General features: G+C 66.9%; 14 protein-coding genes and 1 other RNA gene. 3 read left to right on the top strand and 12 right to left on the bottom strand.

Annotated elements, in window-relative coordinates:
* Positions 1-81 precede the first annotated feature (81 nt).
* The 7 genes from cobA to XcodCFBP4690_RS11960 form a co-directional block, all read right to left on the bottom strand.
* Positions 82-828, bottom strand: a complete 747-nt coding sequence (gene cobA / locus XcodCFBP4690_RS11995) for a uroporphyrinogen-III C-methyltransferase (protein ID WP_208622733.1) — start codon at positions 826-828, stop codon at positions 82-84.
* 65 nt (positions 829-893) lie between these two features.
* Positions 894-3629 carry a nitrate reductase gene (locus tag XcodCFBP4690_RS11990; protein WP_104541155.1) on the bottom strand — a complete coding sequence of 912 codons (2736 nt, stop codon included), beginning with the start codon at positions 3627-3629 and terminating at the stop codon, positions 894-896.
* Positions 3630-3688: 59 nt separating this feature from the next.
* Entirely contained in the window at positions 3689-4054 is a 366-nt protein-coding gene (nirD, locus tag XcodCFBP4690_RS11985) for a nitrite reductase small subunit NirD (RefSeq protein WP_167394585.1), read from the bottom strand.
* The gene (gene nirB / locus XcodCFBP4690_RS11980; protein WP_244183633.1) at positions 4051-6468 is read right to left on the bottom strand and encodes a nitrite reductase large subunit NirB; all 2418 of its coding nucleotides are present in this window, start codon (positions 6466-6468) and stop codon (positions 4051-4053) included. The genes nirD and nirB overlap by 4 nt, the downstream gene beginning before the upstream one ends.
* Before the next feature lie 58 nt (positions 6469-6526).
* Positions 6527-7696 carry a nitrate/nitrite transporter gene (locus XcodCFBP4690_RS11975; RefSeq protein ID WP_208622732.1) on the bottom strand — a complete coding sequence of 390 codons (1170 nt, stop codon included), beginning with the start codon at positions 7694-7696 and terminating at the stop codon, positions 6527-6529.
* Positions 7697-8745: 1049 nt separating this feature from the next.
* Positions 8746-9819, bottom strand: coding sequence for a CmpA/NrtA family ABC transporter substrate-binding protein (locus XcodCFBP4690_RS11965; protein ID WP_104541143.1), 1074 nt, complete (start codon positions 9817-9819; stop codon positions 8746-8748).
* A gap of 4 nt (positions 9820-9823) precedes the next feature.
* Complete coding sequence (locus XcodCFBP4690_RS11960) at positions 9824-10396, bottom strand: ANTAR domain-containing response regulator (RefSeq protein ID WP_104541142.1); 573 nt, start codon at positions 10394-10396, stop codon at positions 9824-9826.
* An 84-nt stretch (positions 10397-10480) separates the two neighbouring features.
* On the opposite strand from XcodCFBP4690_RS11960, the gene XcodCFBP4690_RS11955 reads away from it, so the two are divergent.
* Positions 10481-11485 (top strand): NAD(P)-dependent oxidoreductase, encoded by a 1005-nt coding sequence (locus tag XcodCFBP4690_RS11955; protein WP_104541141.1) that lies wholly within the window; start codon positions 10481-10483, stop codon positions 11483-11485.
* A gap of 128 nt (positions 11486-11613) precedes the next feature.
* Here the strand turns inward: XcodCFBP4690_RS11955 and XcodCFBP4690_RS11950 are convergent, their stop codons facing one another.
* The 5 genes from XcodCFBP4690_RS11950 to XcodCFBP4690_RS11930 form a co-directional block, all read right to left on the bottom strand.
* Positions 11614-11976: a hypothetical protein gene (locus tag XcodCFBP4690_RS11950; protein ID WP_104541140.1), complete on the bottom strand. Its 363-nt coding sequence runs from the start codon at positions 11974-11976 to the stop codon at positions 11614-11616.
* A complete protein-coding gene (locus tag XcodCFBP4690_RS11945; protein WP_104541139.1) occupies positions 11960-12529 on the bottom strand; it encodes a molybdenum cofactor guanylyltransferase in 570 nt (189 codons plus the stop codon). The genes XcodCFBP4690_RS11950 and XcodCFBP4690_RS11945 overlap by 17 nt, the downstream gene beginning before the upstream one ends.
* A gap of 37 nt (positions 12530-12566) precedes the next feature.
* The gene (locus tag XcodCFBP4690_RS11940) at positions 12567-13820 is read right to left on the bottom strand and encodes a molybdopterin molybdotransferase MoeA (protein WP_104541153.1); all 1254 of its coding nucleotides are present in this window, start codon (positions 13818-13820) and stop codon (positions 12567-12569) included.
* Between the two features lie 338 nt (positions 13821-14158).
* Positions 14159-15211, bottom strand: coding sequence for an exodeoxyribonuclease III (gene xth / locus XcodCFBP4690_RS11935; protein ID WP_104541138.1), 1053 nt, complete (start codon positions 15209-15211; stop codon positions 14159-14161).
* A 235-nt stretch (positions 15212-15446) separates the two neighbouring features.
* The gene (locus XcodCFBP4690_RS11930) at positions 15447-15662 is read right to left on the bottom strand and encodes a hypothetical protein (RefSeq protein ID WP_104541137.1); all 216 of its coding nucleotides are present in this window, start codon (positions 15660-15662) and stop codon (positions 15447-15449) included.
* 329 nt (positions 15663-15991) lie between these two features.
* On the opposite strand from XcodCFBP4690_RS11930, the gene XcodCFBP4690_RS11925 reads away from it, so the two are divergent.
* Positions 15992-16067, top strand: a non-coding RNA gene (locus XcodCFBP4690_RS11925) — sX9 sRNA.
* A 346-nt stretch (positions 16068-16413) separates the two neighbouring features.
* Positions 16414-17556: a molybdopterin-synthase adenylyltransferase MoeB gene (gene moeB / locus XcodCFBP4690_RS11920; protein WP_104541136.1), complete on the top strand. Its 1143-nt coding sequence runs from the start codon at positions 16414-16416 to the stop codon at positions 17554-17556.
* Positions 17557-17602 lie beyond the last annotated feature (46 nt).

Genomic DNA, 17602 nt, shown 5'->3' with positions numbered 1-17602 from the left:
TCGGCCCCATGCCAGTCTCGGAAAACGCCCCCCCATCTCCCGCATCCACATTCCACTGAACAACGTGGTGGGTTTACACACCTAGCCCACTGCCTGTTCCAGAACCGGAGCAAGGCGATCGTCGCAAGCGGCCGACGCGTGTGTGAGCGCATCGCCCACCAGCAGCAGGGTCGGCAGGCCCGGCAGCAAGGTCGCTGCAGTGGCGCCCAGCTCGCCCAGCGTGGTGAGGCGGCGTTGTTGCTCGGGACGTGTGGCCGCCTGCACGATGGCTGCCGGCGTACTGGCTGGCAGATGCGCCAGCAGCGCCGTCGCCAGCGCATCGGCGCGCCGCAGGCCCATGTAGATGCCCAGCGTGGTGCCGCTGGCGGCCAGCGCGCCCCAGTTCGGCTCGCCGTGGTCGTGCGTATGCGCAGTGACGAAGGTGATGCCGTGGCAATGATCGCGATGGGTCAGCGACACTTCCAGCGAGGCGGCGGCGGCGAACGCGGCGCTGACCCCGTTGATCACCTGCACGCCTACGCCGGCGCGGCGCAGGAAATCGATCTCTTCGCCGGCCCGCCCGAACAACAAGGCATCGCCGCCCTTGACGCGCACCACGCGCAGGCCCTGCAACGCATAGCGACGCATCAGCCGGCAGATGAACTCCTGTGGCGTGGAGCGGCAACCGCCGCGCTTGCCGACCCGGATCACGCGCGCCTGCGGCGCCAGCTCGACGATGTCGGGGTTGGCCAGATCGTCGAGCAGCAGCACCTGGGCCGCTGCCAGCGCCTTGACCGCCTTGATGGTCAGCAGTTCCAGATCGCCGGGGCCGGCAGACAGCAACACCACATCACGCGCGCAGGAAGGTGTGACTGACATGGAAGATCTCGCAGTGTGTGGAGGGAGGAGGTGCATCAGGCCAGCCGCGGTTGGAGGCAGAGCCGGGTCAGTTGCGGAACGCAGGAGCCACAGACGGTGCCGCAGCCCAGGCGTTGTTTGAGCTGCGCCACATCGGCGCCATCGTCGATGGCCGCATGGATCGCCGATGCCGCGACGTTCATGCAGGTGCAGACAATCGGATCGCTGGGCGCCGCAGGCGTCTGCGCGAACACCGCCAGCCGCGCGCCGCGCCAGGGCTTACCCGCCAATGCGGTGGTCAGTAGCGCCTGATTGGCTTGGCTGGGTTGCGCGGCAGTGAGCAACAGTCCGTCGATATGACTGAGCCCGTTCTGCATTCGCCAGCCGACGCGGCGCATCAGCCCGCGGCGCAGGTCTCGATACTCCAGAACATCGGCGCCAGCCGGCAACTGCAGCGCGGCGACCAGCCGATCGATCCACGCTGCGTCCGGCGCTCGCTCGCAGGCGGCGTGCAACACCGCCCACTCCCCGGCCGACTCGGGCAGCGGTTCGGCATGCAGCCGCAGGCTGGCATAGCCGCACTCGCGCAGTAACGGCTGCAGCGCCTGCTGCAGCGCCAGCGCATCGCCGCGCCGTGCCGCCAGCAGATGCCAGCCGAACACGGCTTTTTCCACCCGCACCGCCGCGTGCTTGAGCTCGGGCTGCTGCGAGCGCGCATCCACTGCCGGCGTACTCACTTCGTTGATGCCGCCGCTGGAAAGCGTCTGCCCGCTCCAGTGCATCGCTGCGAACACGGTGCCCGAGCGCAGCTCGTCAGACAGTTCCAGCGGCAGCACCAGCGCGCCACGCTTGCTGGCCACCTGCACCAGTTCGCCGGCCACCAGTCCGCGTCGCGCCGCATCGTCGGGATGCATGCGCAAGGCCGGTTCTGGGCTGTGCGCGAACGCGGCCGCCACCCGCCCGGTGCGCGACATGCCATGCCATTGATCGCGCAGGCGGCCGGTCAGCAGCCGCATCGGAAAGCGCGCAGACGTCGCCTCGGCCACCTTGCGATAAGCGGTGGCATGGAAGCGAGCGCGCCCGTTGTCGGTGGCGAAGACGCCATCGGTGTAACGCCGCGCCTGCCCCTGCGTGCTGCCGGCGGGAAACGGCCATTGCTGCGGACCGTTGTCCAGCACTGCGTAATCCAGGCCACCGATATCCAGGTCGCGGCCCACCGTCAATGCGCGGTGTTCGTCGAACACCTGCGCAGTGGTGTCGAAGGCGAACAGCCCGGCCGCGGCGCCGGGTTGCAGCTTCGCCTGCAGCCGGCGTGCCACCTCATTGGCAATCCACCAATCCGCACGCGCCTGGCCCGGCGGCTCCACCGCCTTGCGCACGCGGGTGATGCGGCGCTCGGAGTTGGTCACGGTGCCGTCCTTCTCGCCCCAGCTGGCGGCAGGCAGCAGCACGTCGGCGTACGGCACGGTGTCGGTGCCGGAAAACGCATCCTGCACGATCACCAGCTCGGCCTGCTCCAGCGCTGCGCGAATGCCGGCCACTTCCGGCATCGAATGCACGGGATTGGTGCACACGATCCACACCGCCTTCAGCGTGCCGGCACGCAGGCGCTCGAACAACTCCACGGCCGGCGTGCCTGGCGTAGCACTGATGCGCGCGGCCGGCACGCCCCACAGCGCTTCCACCTCCGCACGATGCGTGGCGTTGCCGATCTCGCGGTGCGCGGCCAGCATCGTCGCCATGCCACCGACCTCGCGCCCACCCATCGCGTTGGGCTGGCCGGTCAACGAAAACGGACCTGCACCGGGCTTGCCGATCTGCCCGGTGGCCAGATGCAGGTTGATCAACGCCAGGTTCTTGTCGGTGCCGTGCGCGGACTGGTTCAAGCCCATGCAATACAGCGACAGCGCCGCCGGGCTGCGCCCGAACCACTCGGCCGCCTGCACCAGGTCCTCGTGCGAGATCCCGCAGATCTCGGCGCTCATGCGCGGGGTGTACTCGCGCAGCATCCGCTTGAGGGCGTCGAAGTCCTCGGTGTGCGCCGCAACGAAACGCGCATCCACCAGACCCTCCCAGATCAGGTGATGCAGCATGCCGTTGAACAGTGCGACGTCGGTCCCGGGTTCGATCGCCAGGTGCAGGTCGGCCATGGCCGCGGTATCGGTGCGGCGCGGATCGATCACGATCCAGCGGATCTCCGGGTTGCGCGCGCGCGCGTCTTCCAACCGGCGAAACAGCACCGGGTGCGCGTAGGCCATATTGCTGCCGGCAAACAGCACCGTCTGCGCCAGGTCCAGGTCCTCATAGCAGGTGGGCGGGCCATCGGCGCCCAGCGCCAGCTTGTAGCCGGTGACCGCGCTGGACATGCACAGCCGCGAGTTGGTGTCGATGTTGTTGGTGCCGAGCAGGCCCTTGGCCAGCTTGTTGAAGACGTAGTAGTCCTCGGTGAGCAGTTGCCCGGACAGATAGAACGCCACCGCGTCCGGACCATGCTCCTGGACGATGGCCGCCAGTTTGCTGGTGACATGCTGCAGGGCCTGATCCCAGCTCACCGGCGCGCGCGGCGCCTGCCGATGCCGCCGCAGTTCGGGGGCAAGCACGCGCCCCTGCGTGCTGGCGGTGGTCTGCGGCAGCGCCAGACCCTTGCTGCACAGGCGACCGTGATTGGCCGGATGCTGCGGGTCGCCTTCGATGCCCACGATGCGCTCGCCGGCATCGTCGTGCTGGCTGTGAATCAACACGCCGCAGCCGACACCGCAGTAGCAACAGGTCGAGCGCGTGATGCGGTGCATCGGCGATGCCGCTGCTCCCTGCGCAGCGGTCTGCGATGCCGGCGGCGTCAGGCCCTCGCTCATGCGGCCGGCTCGGCAACGGCCTGCGGCTCGGGCACCGGCTGCAACACGATCCATACCGCGCCGGCATCCACCTTCACCGGATACCGGGGCGCGCAGCCCACGTCCGGCGCGCAGGCCTGCCCGCTCTGCAGGCCGATCGCCCAGCCATGCAATGGGCAGGTGACCGTATCGCCGGCCACGATGCCCTGCGACAAGGGACCACCCTTGTGCGGGCAGCGATCGCGCAGCGCAAAGACCTGATCGCTGGCGGTCCGGAAGATGGCGATCGGCGGCAGGCCATCGACCTCCAGCACGCGCGCACCCAGCGTCGGCAACTCCTGCAAGGCGCACACATGCACCCACGCGTGATCGGGCATGCTCATTCCTCCACCGTTGCCGCAGGTGCTGCGATGCGCAGCGGTTGATACTCCTGGCGACGCTCGCCGGCGATGCGCGCCTTCCATGGGTCGACCAGGCCTTCGAGCGAAAACAGCAGGCGCTCGTACAGCGCTCGCCGGTTTGCCGCGTCCTCCACCACCTGCGCGCGGATGTAGTCCAGGCCCACGCGTGCGATGTAGTGCACGGTGCGGTCCAGGTAGTAGGCCTGCTCGCGGTACAGCTGCAGGAAGGCGCCGGTGTACTCGCGCACCTCCTCGGGCGTGCTGACCTTGACCAGGAAGCGCGCCACCTCGGTCTTGATGCCGCCGTTGCCGCCGATATGCAGCTCCCAGCCCGAATCCACCGCGATGATGCCCACGTCCTTGATGCCGGATTCGGCGCAGTTGCGCGGGCAGCCGGACACCGCCAGCTTCACCTTGTGCGGGCTCCACATATTGGCCAGCATGGTCTCCAGGTCGATGCCCATCTGGGTGCTGTTCTGGGTGCCGAAGCGGCAGAATTCGCTGCCCACGCAGGTCTTCACCGTGCGGATGGACTTGCCATAGGCATGGCCCGACGGCATGCCCAGGTCGCGCCACACATCCACCAGGTCTTCCTTCTTGACCCCGAGCAGATCGATGCGCTGGCCGCCGGTGACCTTGACCATCGGCACCGCGTACTTGTCGGCGACATCGGCGATGCGGCGCAGTTCGCCGGCATTGGTCACCCCACCCTTCATCTGCGGAATCACCGAGAAGGTGCCGTCCTTCTGGATGTTGGCATGCGCACGTTCGTTGATGAAGCGTGATTGCGGGTCGTCGATGGCCTCGTGCGGCCAGGTCGAGAGCATGTAGTAGTTGATCGCCGGCCGGCAGGTGGCGCAACCGTTGGGCGTGCGCCATTCCATGAAGGCATAGGCCTGCGCATGGGTGAGCAGCTTGTGCTCGCGAATGGCGCGGCGCACCTCGCCGTGGCTCAGGTCGGTGCAGGCGCACACGGCCTTGGTCTTGGGAGTTTCCTGGAAGTTGGAGCCCAGGCAGTTCATCAGGATCTGTTCCACCAGACCGGTACACGAACCGCAGGAACTGGCTGCCTTGGTGTGCTTCTTCACCTCGTCGACGGTGAACAAGCCCTGCTCGCTGATCGCCTTGACGATCGTGCCCTTGCACACGCCGTTGCAGCCGCAGACCTCGTCGCTGTCGGCCATGACGCTGGCGCGGTCCTGGCCGCCGGTACCGGCATCGCCCAGGGCGCTTTCGCCGAAGATCAGCTGATCGCGCTGCGCCTGGATCGGCGTGCCGTCCTTGAGCAACTTGAAGTACCAGCCGCCGTCGCTGGTGTCGCCATACAGGCAGGCCCCCACCAGCACGTCGTCGCGGATCACCAGCTTCTTGTAAACGCCGCCGGCCGGGTCGGACAGCACGATTTCCTCGCAGCCATCTCCACCCATGAAATCGCCCGCGGAAAACAGATCGATGCCGGTGACCTTGAGCTTGGTCGAAGCCACCGAACCGCGATAGATGCCGATACCGAATTGCGCCAGATGGTTCGCGCAGACCTTGGCCTGCTCGAACAGCGGCGCCACCAGGCCGTAGGCGATACCACGATGGTTTGCGCACTCGCCCACTGCATACACGCGAGGATCGAAGCTCTGCAGGCTGTCGTTGACCACGATGCCGCGCGAGCAATGGATACCGGCTTCTTCGGCCAGACGGGTATTGGGGCGGATGCCGGCGGCCATCACCACCAGGTCGGCCGGGATTTCGCTGCCATCGGCGAACTTCGCCCCCACCACCTCGCCCTGGGCGTTGCCGAGCAGCGCGCTGGTGGCGGTATTCAGGCGGAATTCCAGCCCGCGCGCGCGCAGTGCCTGCTGCAGCAGGTTGCCGGCCACCGGGTCGAGCTGGCGTTCCAGCAACCAACCGGCCAGGTGCACCACAGTGACGTCCATGCCACGCAGCTTCAGCCCATTGGCCGCTTCCAGGCCGAGCAGCCCGCCGCCGATCACCACCGCATGCTGCTTGCTGGCCGCGGTATCGATCATGGTGCGGGTGTCCTGGATATCGCGATACCCGATGACACCTTTCAAATCGTTGCCGGGAATCGGCAGCACGAACGGTACCGAACCGGTGGCGATCAGCAGCCGGTCGTACTCGGCTTCGGTGCCGTCGGCGGCGATCACCCGGCGGCGCACGCGGTCGATGCGCGTCACCTCCTTGTTCAGATGCAGATGGATCCCATTGTCGCGGTACCAATCCAGCGGATTGAGCACGATATCGTCGAACTCCTGCTCGCCGGCCAGCACCGGCGAGAGCAGGATGCGGTTGTAATTGGGATGCGGCTCGGCGCCGAACACGGTGATGTGGTACATGCCCGGCATCAGCTTGAGCAGCTCCTCCACGGTGCGGATGCCGGCCATGCCATTGCCGATGACGACGAGTCTGGGTTGCTTCATTGCCTGGATTCCTGTCGACATGTCAGACGCGCGCCGCGCTGGCGGTGGACCACTCGCTGCGCCATTGGGTCTTGACGCCTGCCAGCAGGCCCCAGCCGCCTAGCGCGAAGGCAGCGAACAGCCACATGCCCAACGCATAGCTGCCGGTGTGCTGCTTGAGCACGCCCAACCCGGCCGCAAGCGCAAAGCCACCGATGCCGCCGGCCATGCCGATCAAGCCGGTCATCACCCCGATGTCCTGGCCGAAGCGCTGCGGCACCAGCTGGAACACCGCACCATTGCCGGCGCCCAGGCATAGCAACGTCAACACGAACAGCGCCAGCGTGATGGTGGCGCCTCCGGCACCGAACCCGGCAATGCCCACCAGCGTGGCAACCAGCAGATACACCGCCAGCAAGGCGCGCGTGCCGCCTACGCGGTCGGCGATCACGCCACCCAACGGGCGCATCACCGAGCCGGCCAGCACGCAGGCCGCAGTGGCCCAGCCCGCGGTGCGTGCGTCGAAATCGAACTGGTCGTGGAAGTAGCCCGGCAAGGCGCTGGCAAAGCCAGAAAAACCACCGAAGGTGATCGCGTAGAACAACATGAAACGCCACGCATCGCGGTTGCCCACTAGCACGCGGCCGTAGTCGGACCACTGCTTGCGCGCGACCGGCGTTGGTGCCTCCTTGGCAATCGACGCAAACACGATCAGCGTCAGCGCCAACGGAATGCATGCCAGTCCGAACACGTTCTGGTAACCGAAGGCGGCCGCCAGCATCGGGGCGAACAACGCCGCCAGCACCGTGCCGGAATTGCCAGCACCGGCGATGCCCATCGCCGTGCCCTGATGCTCGGGCGGATACCAGCGCGATGCCAGCGGCAACGCCACCGCAAACGATGCACCGGCAATGCCGAGCAGCACACCCAGCAACAGCACCTGCCCCATGCTGTGCACGCCCAGCTGCCAGGCGCCGAACAGCGCAGCGATCACCGCCAGCTGCGCCACCATGCCGGCGCGCTTGGCGCCGATGCGATCGGCGAACATGCCCAGCACCAGGCGCAACACGGCCCCGCACAGGATCGGCACCGCCACCATCAGGGCGCGTTGCTGCGTGTCCAGGCCCAGCGATTGCGCGATCGGCACCTGCAACGGACCGAGCAGATACCACACCATGAAACTCAGGTCGAAATACAGGAAGGAAGCGAACAAGGTGGGCGTGTGCCCGGATCGCCAGAACGAGCGCTGCATAGAGACCTCTTGGAATGCGATGGTCAAAAAAAAAGCGGCGCCCCTCCGGTAGACCGGAAGGACGCCGTTGTCCTGGATGCGTGCGGATCGCCGTTGAACCGCTGCACCGTGTACATGTTGTTGCAGGCACGCCGTTGCACCCGCACGTGACTGCTACGCAATCACCGTGCCAACTTATTCACCGTGGCGTCACGACATCACAAGTGATTGAAAAATAGTCGCTTTGCGTGGGAGGCCCGAGGCTTTCCCAGCGGCACCGCAGTACCGCTTGCATCGCCCTATGCCCGGCTTTCGTGCAGTAATGCACCAAGACCGTGCGGTGGCCGGCCGGCAGCGAGGTGCCAGGTAGCGACGCCTGCGTCGTGCTGATCGCGAGCGCTTGGCGGGCTTCACGTTTGGTCGAGGGCGCGGTGCCCTCACCGCTCGCGGGACACGCCGTGAACCCGTCCATGGGGGCTCGGTGGCGGCATCCATGCCGCCACACGGTCCCGCAATCGGCGAGGACACCACGCCAGACAGTTGGCTGTTGGTTTTGTCGAAGAGCAAAGGCCACCGCATCGCCAGCTTGCCAAGAGCTGGTTGAGAGCCATGCACAGCGACCATCTCCACTGGTCCTTGCCCGCCCACCGTCGCGGGACCCTTGGCGGCATGGATGCCGCCACGGAGCTTACATGGATGTACTTGCAGCGTGTCCCGCGATGGTGGGCGGGCAAGGGCCCTGCAGCAAAGAAGCAGATGATCCGCTCTCCGCCTGATCTGCCAGTATTGAGCAATCAGGTAGCGACAACTGCATCGTGCGTCTCGCGATCACTTGGCTATCTTCAAGTCTGGTCGAGCGCGCGGCGCCTCACCGTCGCGGGACCCGTGGCGGCATGGATGCCGCCACGGAGCTACAGAGACGTACTGGCAGCGTGTCCCGCGACGGTGGGCGGGCAAGGCCCTGCCGCAGAGTCGCAGTGCATTCGCTCCGCCTTGACACCCACTCCAGCGCTTTACTACCGCGCGAGTTTTCAGTCGTCGCTGGGTGTATCGAACAAGCGATTGCGGCGGTCATCGCCTTCCGGCACGGCCACGCCAATGCGCGCGGCGGCACTGCGGTAGTTGTCCAGACGATGGATATCGCGTAACCGCGCGATATCCTCGTCCTGGATGGCATGCCATCCCCAGCGCTGGAACTGGCTCAGGAACCATTCGCCATCGGACAGCCACGGCATGTTCACCGCACCATCGCGATGAAAGGCCAGTGACGTCGCATCGATACTGGGCGCATCGGCGTCGGCATCCAGGCACGCCGCCAAATGCGCTGCCGACACCCCGATATGCTGCGGTTCGGCCAGCCACTGCGCACACTGCGCGCGGTGGTTGGGCCCAGCATCCAGCCAGCGGCAGGCCTCCAGCACACAGGCCGTCAGTTGCTGCGTCAGGTCCGGCTGCAGGGCGGCGAATTCGCGCCGGCACGCCAGAACCTTCTCCGGATGGCCGGGCCACAGCTCGCCGCTGCGGATCACCCGTGCCCCCACACCTTGCGCCTGCGCCACCGCTGCCCACGGCTCGCCGGAGCAATAGCCATCCACCAGCCCGCTGCCCAGTGCGTCGGGCATCTGCGGTGGCGGAATGCTGAGCACATCGACATCACGCATCGGATCCACCCCGCCTGCGGCCAGCCAGTAGTACAGCCACAAAGCATGCGTGCCGGTGGGAAAGGTCTGCGCGAACATCGCGCGTCGTCCCAGGCCGGCCAGTGCCTGCGGCAGCGCCTGCCCGTCGGCCAGCGCCTGCGCCAAGGTTGGCGCCAGGGTGATCGCCTGACCATTGTGGTTGAGCGTCATCAGCAAGGCCATCGCGCATTGCGGCCCGGCAATGCCCAGGTCGATGGCGTAGACCAGGCTGGCCAGCGCGTGGGCAGCCTCCACCTCGCCCGCCAGCAGCCGATCGCGCACGCCTGCCCAGGAGGCCTGCCGTTGCAACTCCAGGTGCAGGCCATGCGCGTGGTCCAGCCCCAGCCGCTGCGCAGCCACCAGCGGCGCGCAATCGATCAGCGGCATGTAGGCCACACGCAGTACGGGAAGGTCGGCTTGGCTCATCGGTTCATCCCAGCAATTCGGCCATGGCCACGATGCGACGCGCCACTTCGGCCAGCTTGACGCCCTGCTTCATCGCCTGCTGGCGCAGCGCGGCATAGGCATCGGCCTCGCTGAGGCCGCGTTTCTCCATCAACAGGCCCTTGGCGCGATCGATCTGTTTGCGGTCTCGCAAGGCCTGCTGCACGTCGTCCAGGCGCTTGCGCATGCTGCTTTCGTGCGCGAACCGCGCCAGCGCCACCTGCACGATCGGCGCCAACCGCGCCGGCGCCAGGCCATCGACCACGTAGGCGGTGACACCCGCACCCACTGCAGCGTGGATCAAGGCATCGTCGCCATCGCCGGAAAACATCACCACCGGTCGCGGCGCATGCGTGTGCAGCATCGACAACTGCTCCAGGGTGTCGCGCGAGGGCGAATCCACATCGATCACCACCACATCCGGCTGCTGGCTCTGCACCGCATGCAGCAGCGCACCCACCGAGGCCACGTCGTCGAGCACCGTGTAGCCGGCACGCGTGAGCGCCTGGCGCAATTGCCCGATCGGCTTTTCGGTATCGTTGACCAGCAAAACACGCATTGGCGGCGGCGAGGCGTGTGGACGTGACCCGATGGTGCCATGCAACATGCCGTTGGTGCGAGTCATCTTTTGGAGAGTGGGCCGATGCCGTTGTTTCCGTTGTTCGCCAATCTGCAGGGGCGTGCCGTGCTGGTGATCGGTGGCGGCGAGGTCGCCACGCGCAAGGTGCTGGCGCTGCTCAAGGCCGGCGCACGGATCCGCCTGTACGCGCATGCGCTCTCGCCCGAGCTGGCGGCCCTGATGCAGGCCGGTCGCTTCGAGCAACTGGGGGGCGACTTCGATCCGGCCTGGATCGACACGGTGTGGCTGGTGGTCGCGGCCACCGACGACACCGCCTTGAATCAACGCGTTGCCGCTGCCGCCGGGGCGCGTCAGCGCCTGGTCAACGTGGTGGACGATGCCGAGCTGTCCACCTACCAGGTACCGGCGATCGTGGACCGTGACCCGCTGGTGATCGCCATTTCCTCGGCGGGCGCCGCCCCGATGCTGGCACGGCGCCTGCGCGAGCGGCTGGAACGGGAGCTGGATGCATCGGTAGGCCGCTTCGCCGGCCTGTTTGCGCAGCATCGCGAGCGCATCCGCAGCCAGTTCCCGGACATGAACCAGCGCCGGCGCTGGTTCGATCGTGTCATCGACGGCCAGGTGCCTCTGCTGCTGCAGTCCGGCGACGAGGCAGCAGCCGAAGCCGCATTCACTGCGGCACTGGACGACGCCGGCGCCGTGCCGGCGCGTGGCAGCGTGCAGCTGGTGGGCACCGGCCCGGGCGATCCGGGCCTGCTCACCTTGAAGGCGCTGCGTGCGATGAACCTGGCCGACGTGTTGGTGGCCGGCGATGACATTCCCGATGCAGTGCTCGAACTGGCGCGCCGCGACGCCTCCCGTCGCAGCATGCCGCACGTTGCCGAAGCGCAGCTGTCCCTGCTGCTGGAACTGGCCGGCGACGGGCTGCACGTGGTCGCGTTGCGCAGCGGCACCGGCTACGACGACGCTGCCGCCGCACCGATCGAATCTGCGTTACGCGCACAGGGGCTGGTCTGCGAGCGCGTGCCGGGCATCTACCAGGAACGGCGCAAGCGACCTGCCGCGTGATCGCTCAGGTGGCCACGACTACGGAGCACGGCGCGCCTTTCAGGACGCAGCAGAAAGCAGTCTGCAGCTGGCATGCAAGGATCAATGGCAGGCAGCGTGCAACGCAGCGAAGCACCGAGCCCAACAGGTCATTCCTTCGGCAGTCGCTTGCGCGCACTGTCGCGCACATCGATATCGAAGGTCACCTGCAGCGCCATGTGCTCCGCATGCCCGGCGCCCGCGTCGAAGCTGAACTGCAGGCCGTCGCGGCTGGGCAGCCGGCGCGCGTGTTCTTCCAGCGCGTCGCGCGGCACCAGCAATTGCCAGTGATCGGTGGCGCAGTTGCAGGCCGCGTGACCACCGGTAAGGCTCACGCTGTGGCGTACCAGACGCGCGCCCTGGCCACTGGGCAGCCGGCTCAGATTATCGACGCTCTGCCCGGCCAGCAGCGTTGCCAGCTCGTCCTCGTCGATGCGAAACCGCACATGCTGGCCTTCAATCTGGATTTTCATGGATGAGCTGACTCCACTGCTCGGGCGTATTGCAATTGACGAACGCGGCGCGTTCGCTGGCGGTGACAGCCACGCGATGGCAATGCAACGACTGCTGCAGGCTACGCAGCGAGCGTGACGACGCGGCGCCAGCCATCAGGACCGCCAACGCGTCCCGCACGGTGGTGTCCACGCATAGGCGCATCGGCAGCATCTGCGCTTCGAAGCTCACGCAGCGCTGTCGTACCGGCGCCAGCAACCGCGCCAGCAGCGGCGTGGATAGCAACGGCATATCCACCGGCACCACCACCACCGTGGTTCCATCGGCGACACGATCGATCACGCTTGCCAGCCCGCCAAGCGGCCCCAGGTCGGGCTGCCTGTCCGCGATGCCGGCGTACTCGGGGCGATCGCCGCTGACCAGCACGTCCTGCGCGCCCGCTGCGTGCAGCAGGGCCTGCATATGCGCAATCAACGGCTTCCTGTGCCAGCGCAGCAAGGCCTTGTCCTGCCCCATCCGCGAGGAGCGGCCACCGGCCAGCACCACACCGGTCCATGCCGATGCCGTGCTCATGCAGCGCCTGGCCTCGCCGCGACGTGTTCGCGCCGGCTCACGGCAGCACCGAGGGTGCCGCCGGCTGCAGATGCCCCAGCCCGAACACGGCCACCTGGGTGCTCGCTGCCGCGGTGTCCTCCTGCGGCTCCAGCACCGCCCACACATTGGCCTGCAACAACGGGGCGACGCGGAAGGATTCCTGCTGCGGCAGGATCTGCACGCGCAGCAGTCCCGTTGCGGTGCACTGCAGTCGTGCGCGCAGATGCTGGCGCCAGGTCGGCCGTGCCTGCATCGGCGTCTCCAGAGCCACGCGCATGCCGCACTCGGCAGGCATGCCCAACAAGCCGCGCAAGGCCGGCTCGACGAAGAACCGCAGCCCGGCGGCACTGGCCATCGGATTGCCCGGCAGGCCCATATACAACACCCCGTCGGGAAACCGCGCCAGCAGCACCGGTTTGCCCGGTCGCACCGCAACCTTGTGAAACAGCACGCTCGCGGCATGCCGCGCCAGCGCGTCGGGCACGAAGTCGTAACGCCCGCGCGAAACGGCACCGGTACTCAGAATCACATCGGCACCGGCACTGCGTGCCTGTGCAAGCGCCGCATCGAAGGCCGCATCGTCATCGCCCACCTGCCCTTGCCACACCAGCTGTGCACCTGCCGCATGCAACTGACTGCGTAGGTAGCTGCTGGTGCCATCGCGGATCTGGCCGTACTGCAACGGCTGTGAGCAGTCGCCGATCAATTCGCGCCCGGTCGCGATCAGAGCCACGCGCGGGCGCCGCACGACCTGGATCTGCGCGCAGCCCAACCCGGCCAACAGCATCAGGTGCGCGCCACGCAGCACGGTGCCCGCCTCGATCACCACGTCGCCCAGGCGCACATCCTCGCCGCGGCGACGAATATGCTGCCCCGCCCGTACATCTGCGCGCAGGCGAAACCGGATGGGGCGCGCGCCATCGTGTTCGAGCACGTGCACCTGTTCGATCGGCACCACCGTGTCGGCACCTGCAGGCACGCCGGCACCGGTCATGATTTCCCACACCCCGCCCTCGGCGGCGGCAAGTGGATCTGCTCCGGCGGCCAAGGTATCGGCAACCAGGTGCTCGCTTCCGGCCATCGCACCAAGTCCGCATGTGGCGATCGCAAAACCGTCCATCGCACTGTTATCGAAGGGCGGCAGCTCCGCCGGGCTCGACAGTGCCCGCGCAAGCACCCTGCCTTCGGCATCGGCGCTGTGCACCCATTCGCTGGCGAGCGTGGCAACCTGCTGATGCACGATGGCGAGTGCTTCGGCGTAGCTGATCATGAACGACACTGCCGACCGATGGATGACCTGGCTAGGATACCGGCCCGCCCCGTGACCGGTATAGCCGCAGCGCTGAAGCGAATTTGCCGCGGCGACTGCTTACGCGACCGCAGGCCGCGCATCGACCGGCGCCTTGCCCAGGCGAGCGATGTTCATCATCGGGCGCCGCAGCCGACAGCCACGCGTGCCGGCGATGCCTTGCCGACACGACTGCCGAATGCCACTCAAGGTTGCGACCCTGCAGGCAGAAACGGCAGACGCGGCGTGTAGCGCGTGCACACACAGCCCCCTGTACGCGCTTGCCCAGACTGCACGCATCCGGCGGTTGCCCTCACGCCTTAATGGTCACTGGTCTGCTGCTGGCGACTCGCACGCTTTTTCGTCGCGACTTTACGCGGCTTCGCCACCTTGGTCGGTGTTGGGGTTTTTGCCACGCTTTTGCTTGGCGCCTGACTAGTAGTGGTGTTCTTGGCCGGACGCTGCGATGCACGCTTTGCCGGTGTCGGAGTGCGCGACTTGCGCATTGCCGTTTTCTTGGCGACCACCCGCTTGCGAGTACCCGCAGCCGCTTCGACTGCGGCGTCCGCCTGCACTGCTGCCTCCGGCAGGCGCACGCGGATCCAGGTCGGTGCATGATCGCTGGCCTTTTCTAGAGCGCGCACCCATTTATCCACACCCGCATCCTGCAGGCCGGAGGCCAGTGCGTCATTGAGCAGCAGATGGTCGATCCGCAGGCCGCGGTCGCGCGCAAAGTGCTGGCGGAAATAGTCCCAGAATGTGTAAGGCGCCGCAGCGCCGTGCACTGCCAACAGGCTGTCGGTCCAGCCCTGCGCCAGCAGCGTCGCGTAGGCCTTGCGGCTCTCCGGCTGCAGCAAGGCGTCCTTGCGCCATCCCTTGGGATCGTAGATATCCGCATCGGTCGGCACCACGTTGAAATCGCCGATCAAGGCAACCGGATGCGGCAACTCCACCAACGTTCTGGCATGACGGATCAATCGCTGGAACCAGGCCAGCTTGTAATCGAATTTCGGCCCCGGCTGCGGGTTGCCATTGGGCAGATACAGGCAGGCCACCACCACGCCGTGGATCGCCGCTTCCAGATAGCGGCTTTGCGTATCGCCAGGGTCCCACGGCAAGCCGCGTCGGATCTCCACCGGTTCTGCATCGCGTGCCAACAACGCTACGCCGTTCCAGGACCGCTGCCCCTGCCAGATCACGCCATAGCCGGCGTCACGTATCGCCCGCTCCGGAAATACCTCCTGGGCGGCTTTCAGTTCCTGCAATCCAACGATGTCCGGCTGTTCGCGCTCGAGCCATTGCAGCAGATGCGGCAGACGGCTGGCGATACCGTTGACGTTGAAGGTGGCGATCTTGCGCGTGATCGGTGCCATGGCGTCCCTGCGAGGTGTGGGTCAACGGGATACAGCCGCATGGTGCGGATAAATGACATACAGGCTCAGACGCGCCGGAGCCGTGTCGCAAGCTTCCGCAGGTGCCTGCGCCTGCGGGCCACCGCTGTCGCGAGACGTCGCTTGCCGAGTCAACGAGCGATTACCGACTGCGCAGCAGGAGAACATGGCGGTCCATCGGCGCGCCACTCAACACCGGGCGCCTGCGCCGCCGACATCACGCTCCAGGGTCGGCAGGCCCCAGCTGATGGGCGGCAAGGAGTTCTTCGATTCGTCTTGCGATCTGCGCGGCCTGTTCCGGCGAATCGGCAGCGCCGCTGATTGTCTCAGCACGTGCATGGAACACATCCCAGAAATCATCCGGGTGTTGCTTGCGGATCTGGGGCAATTGTTCTGCCAGCTCTTTCAGTTGCGCATCGATGTCGGGAGCCATGCGGATTTCCTCTCACATTCAAACGGCCAGGGCACGCAGCGTTGGGCATCAGGCCGGGCTGCGCGCCGCTGGGAAGTTGCCCACACCACGGTATCCAGGCACGGAACCAGTGTGCGAACGTGGATCGGGTACGGACATGGCCACCCTACTGCCGCGCCGGTGAGCCTCACGCCAACGCGTGGTGCAGCCAGCACGCGCCGCATCACAAACGGCCGGGCACCTCGGCCGGCCAGGTGTTGGAGCACCCAGCTGCCTGCATGGCTGGCTAAGAGCAGCTAGCAAAACGACTGCGGGGCCACCCGGCGGGCGCGGTCGGCGCCCGGTGCGGCATGTACCACGCGTCCACTGCGGTTCCTCCGCGCCGTCCACACCCACCTGACGACCGCTCGCTACGTTTTGCTAGCCGCTCTTAGTCGCGATAGCGAACTGAGCCGCTGTAATGCGTAGCTGATTGGTTGCGTCGCGCAGTTGTGCCCACAGCTGCCCGGCACCGCAGCGCCATCGAGCAAGGCATCGTGACTGCGGTCGCGCCGCGCCGGTGTCCTTGCGTGGCCAACTTCCTCGAGCAGCGGGCATCTGGCTCGCTTGTGCCGGTCACGCGCGATGCTCGGCACGCATAAGCGATGCAGTGCGGATTCCCTCCGATGTCGCCGTCAGCCGTCTGCAGCCGCAAACAGGGTCGAACTGCGCGGCTGGCGCAGGTACAGCGAGCGCTGCACATTGCGCACCGGCGTTGCGCGACAATAGCGCCATGAGCAGCCACGACATCTCCCCAGCCGATGCGCGCGCGCGTGCCCTGCAGGGCGCCTTGCTGATCGATATCCGGCAACTGCACGAGCGCGCCAGCGGCCAGGCCGAGGGCGCCGCGGCCATCGCACAAGGAGACCTGGAAGCTGAGCCCAGCCACTACCTGCCCGAACGGGCGCGCGAGATCGTCCTGATCTGCCAGAGCGGCAAGCGTTCTGCACAGACGGCCGCGACCTTGCGTGCGCGCGGGTTCACCCAGGTGAGATCGGTGCTGGGCGGTACCACGGCGTGGCAAAACGCCGGCTTGCCGGTAGTGCGCCCGACGCTGCCTGCGGACGAGCAGGATTTTCTCGAACGCTATTCGCGGCACTTGCGGCTGCCGCAAGTCGGCTTCGACGGCCAGCAGCGACTGGCAGGTGCGCGCGTGCTGCTGATCGGCGCCGGCGGCCTGGGCTCGCCGGCCGCGTTCTATCTGGCGGCTGCGGGGGTTGGACACTTGCGTCTTGCCGACGACGATGTGGTCGACCGCAGCAATCTGCAGCGCCAGATCCTGCATACCGAAGACAGTGTGGGCATCGCCAAGGTCGACTCGGCGGCACGACGCATTGCCGCGCTCAATCCGCGCGTGCACATCGATGCAGTGCAGGCACGGGTCACCGCCGAGAATGTGGAGGCCTTGCTGCAGGACGTGGACGTTGTGGTCGATGGCGCCGACAACTTTCCCGCGCGCTATCTGCTCAACGATGCCTGCGTCAGACTCGGCAAACCGCTGATCTACGGCGCCGTGCAACAGTTCGAGGGCCAGGTGAGCGTGTTCGATGCGGGCCGCAATCGTGGCCATGCGCCCTGCTACCGCTGCCTGTTCCCCGAGCCGCCGCCGCCCGAATTCGCACCCAGCTGCGCCGAGGCCGGCGTGCTTGGCGTACTGCCCGGTGTGATCGGCCTGCTGCAGGCGACCGAGGCGGTGAAGTTGCTGCTTGGCATTGGCGACAGCCTGGCCGGGCGCCTGCTCAGCTTCGATGCGCTGTCGATGCGGTTTCGCGAAATCCGCCTGCCGCCCGATCTGCAATGCCCGGTCTGTGCGCCAGGCACCCCGTTTGCGGGGTATCCGGATTACGCCGCATTCTGCGGCAGCGCCGTCGATTGACACCCACCACCGTGCTACCTGTTTGCCGACCGGCGCAGCGTTGTCG

Origin of the sequence: Xanthomonas codiaei (assembly GCF_002939785.1) — a bacterium.
Classification (GTDB): Bacteria; Pseudomonadota; Gammaproteobacteria; order Xanthomonadales; family Xanthomonadaceae; genus Xanthomonas; species Xanthomonas codiaei.
The sequence above is the reverse complement of the archived record's forward strand: the minus strand, read 5'-3'. Positions and strand labels throughout refer to the sequence as shown.

Coding starts and splice junctions, on each gene's coding strand:
- XcodCFBP4690_RS11990 (WP_104541155.1), bottom strand. CDS start 3,629: ATGCACCGCATCACGCGCTCGACCTGTTGCTACTGCGGTGTCGGCTGC.
- nirD (WP_167394585.1), bottom strand. CDS start 4,054: ATGAGCATGCCCGATCACGCGTGGGTGCATGTGTGCGCCTTGCAGGAG.
- nirB (WP_244183633.1), bottom strand. CDS start 6,468: ATGGCCGGCATCCGCACCGTGGAGGAGCTGCTCAAGCTGATGCCGGGC.
- XcodCFBP4690_RS11965 (WP_104541143.1), bottom strand. CDS start 9,819: ATGAGCCAAGCCGACCTTCCCGTACTGCGTGTGGCCTACATGCCGCTG.
- XcodCFBP4690_RS11960 (WP_104541142.1), bottom strand. CDS start 10,396: ATGCGTGTTTTGCTGGTCAACGATACCGAAAAGCCGATCGGGCAATTG.
- XcodCFBP4690_RS11955 (WP_104541141.1), top strand. CDS start 10,481: ATGCCGTTGTTTCCGTTGTTCGCCAATCTGCAGGGGCGTGCCGTGCTG.
- XcodCFBP4690_RS11950 (WP_104541140.1), bottom strand. CDS start 11,976: ATGAAAATCCAGATTGAAGGCCAGCATGTGCGGTTTCGCATCGACGAG.
- XcodCFBP4690_RS11945 (WP_104541139.1), bottom strand. CDS start 12,529: ATGAGCACGGCATCGGCATGGACCGGTGTGGTGCTGGCCGGTGGCCGC.
- XcodCFBP4690_RS11940 (WP_104541153.1), bottom strand. CDS start 13,820: ATGATCAGCTACGCCGAAGCACTCGCCATCGTGCATCAGCAGGTTGCC.
- xth (WP_104541138.1), bottom strand. CDS start 15,211: ATGGCACCGATCACGCGCAAGATCGCCACCTTCAACGTCAACGGTATC.
- XcodCFBP4690_RS11930 (WP_104541137.1), bottom strand. CDS start 15,662: ATGGCTCCCGACATCGATGCGCAACTGAAAGAGCTGGCAGAACAATTG.
- moeB (WP_104541136.1), top strand. CDS start 16,414: ATGAGCAGCCACGACATCTCCCCAGCCGATGCGCGCGCGCGTGCCCTG.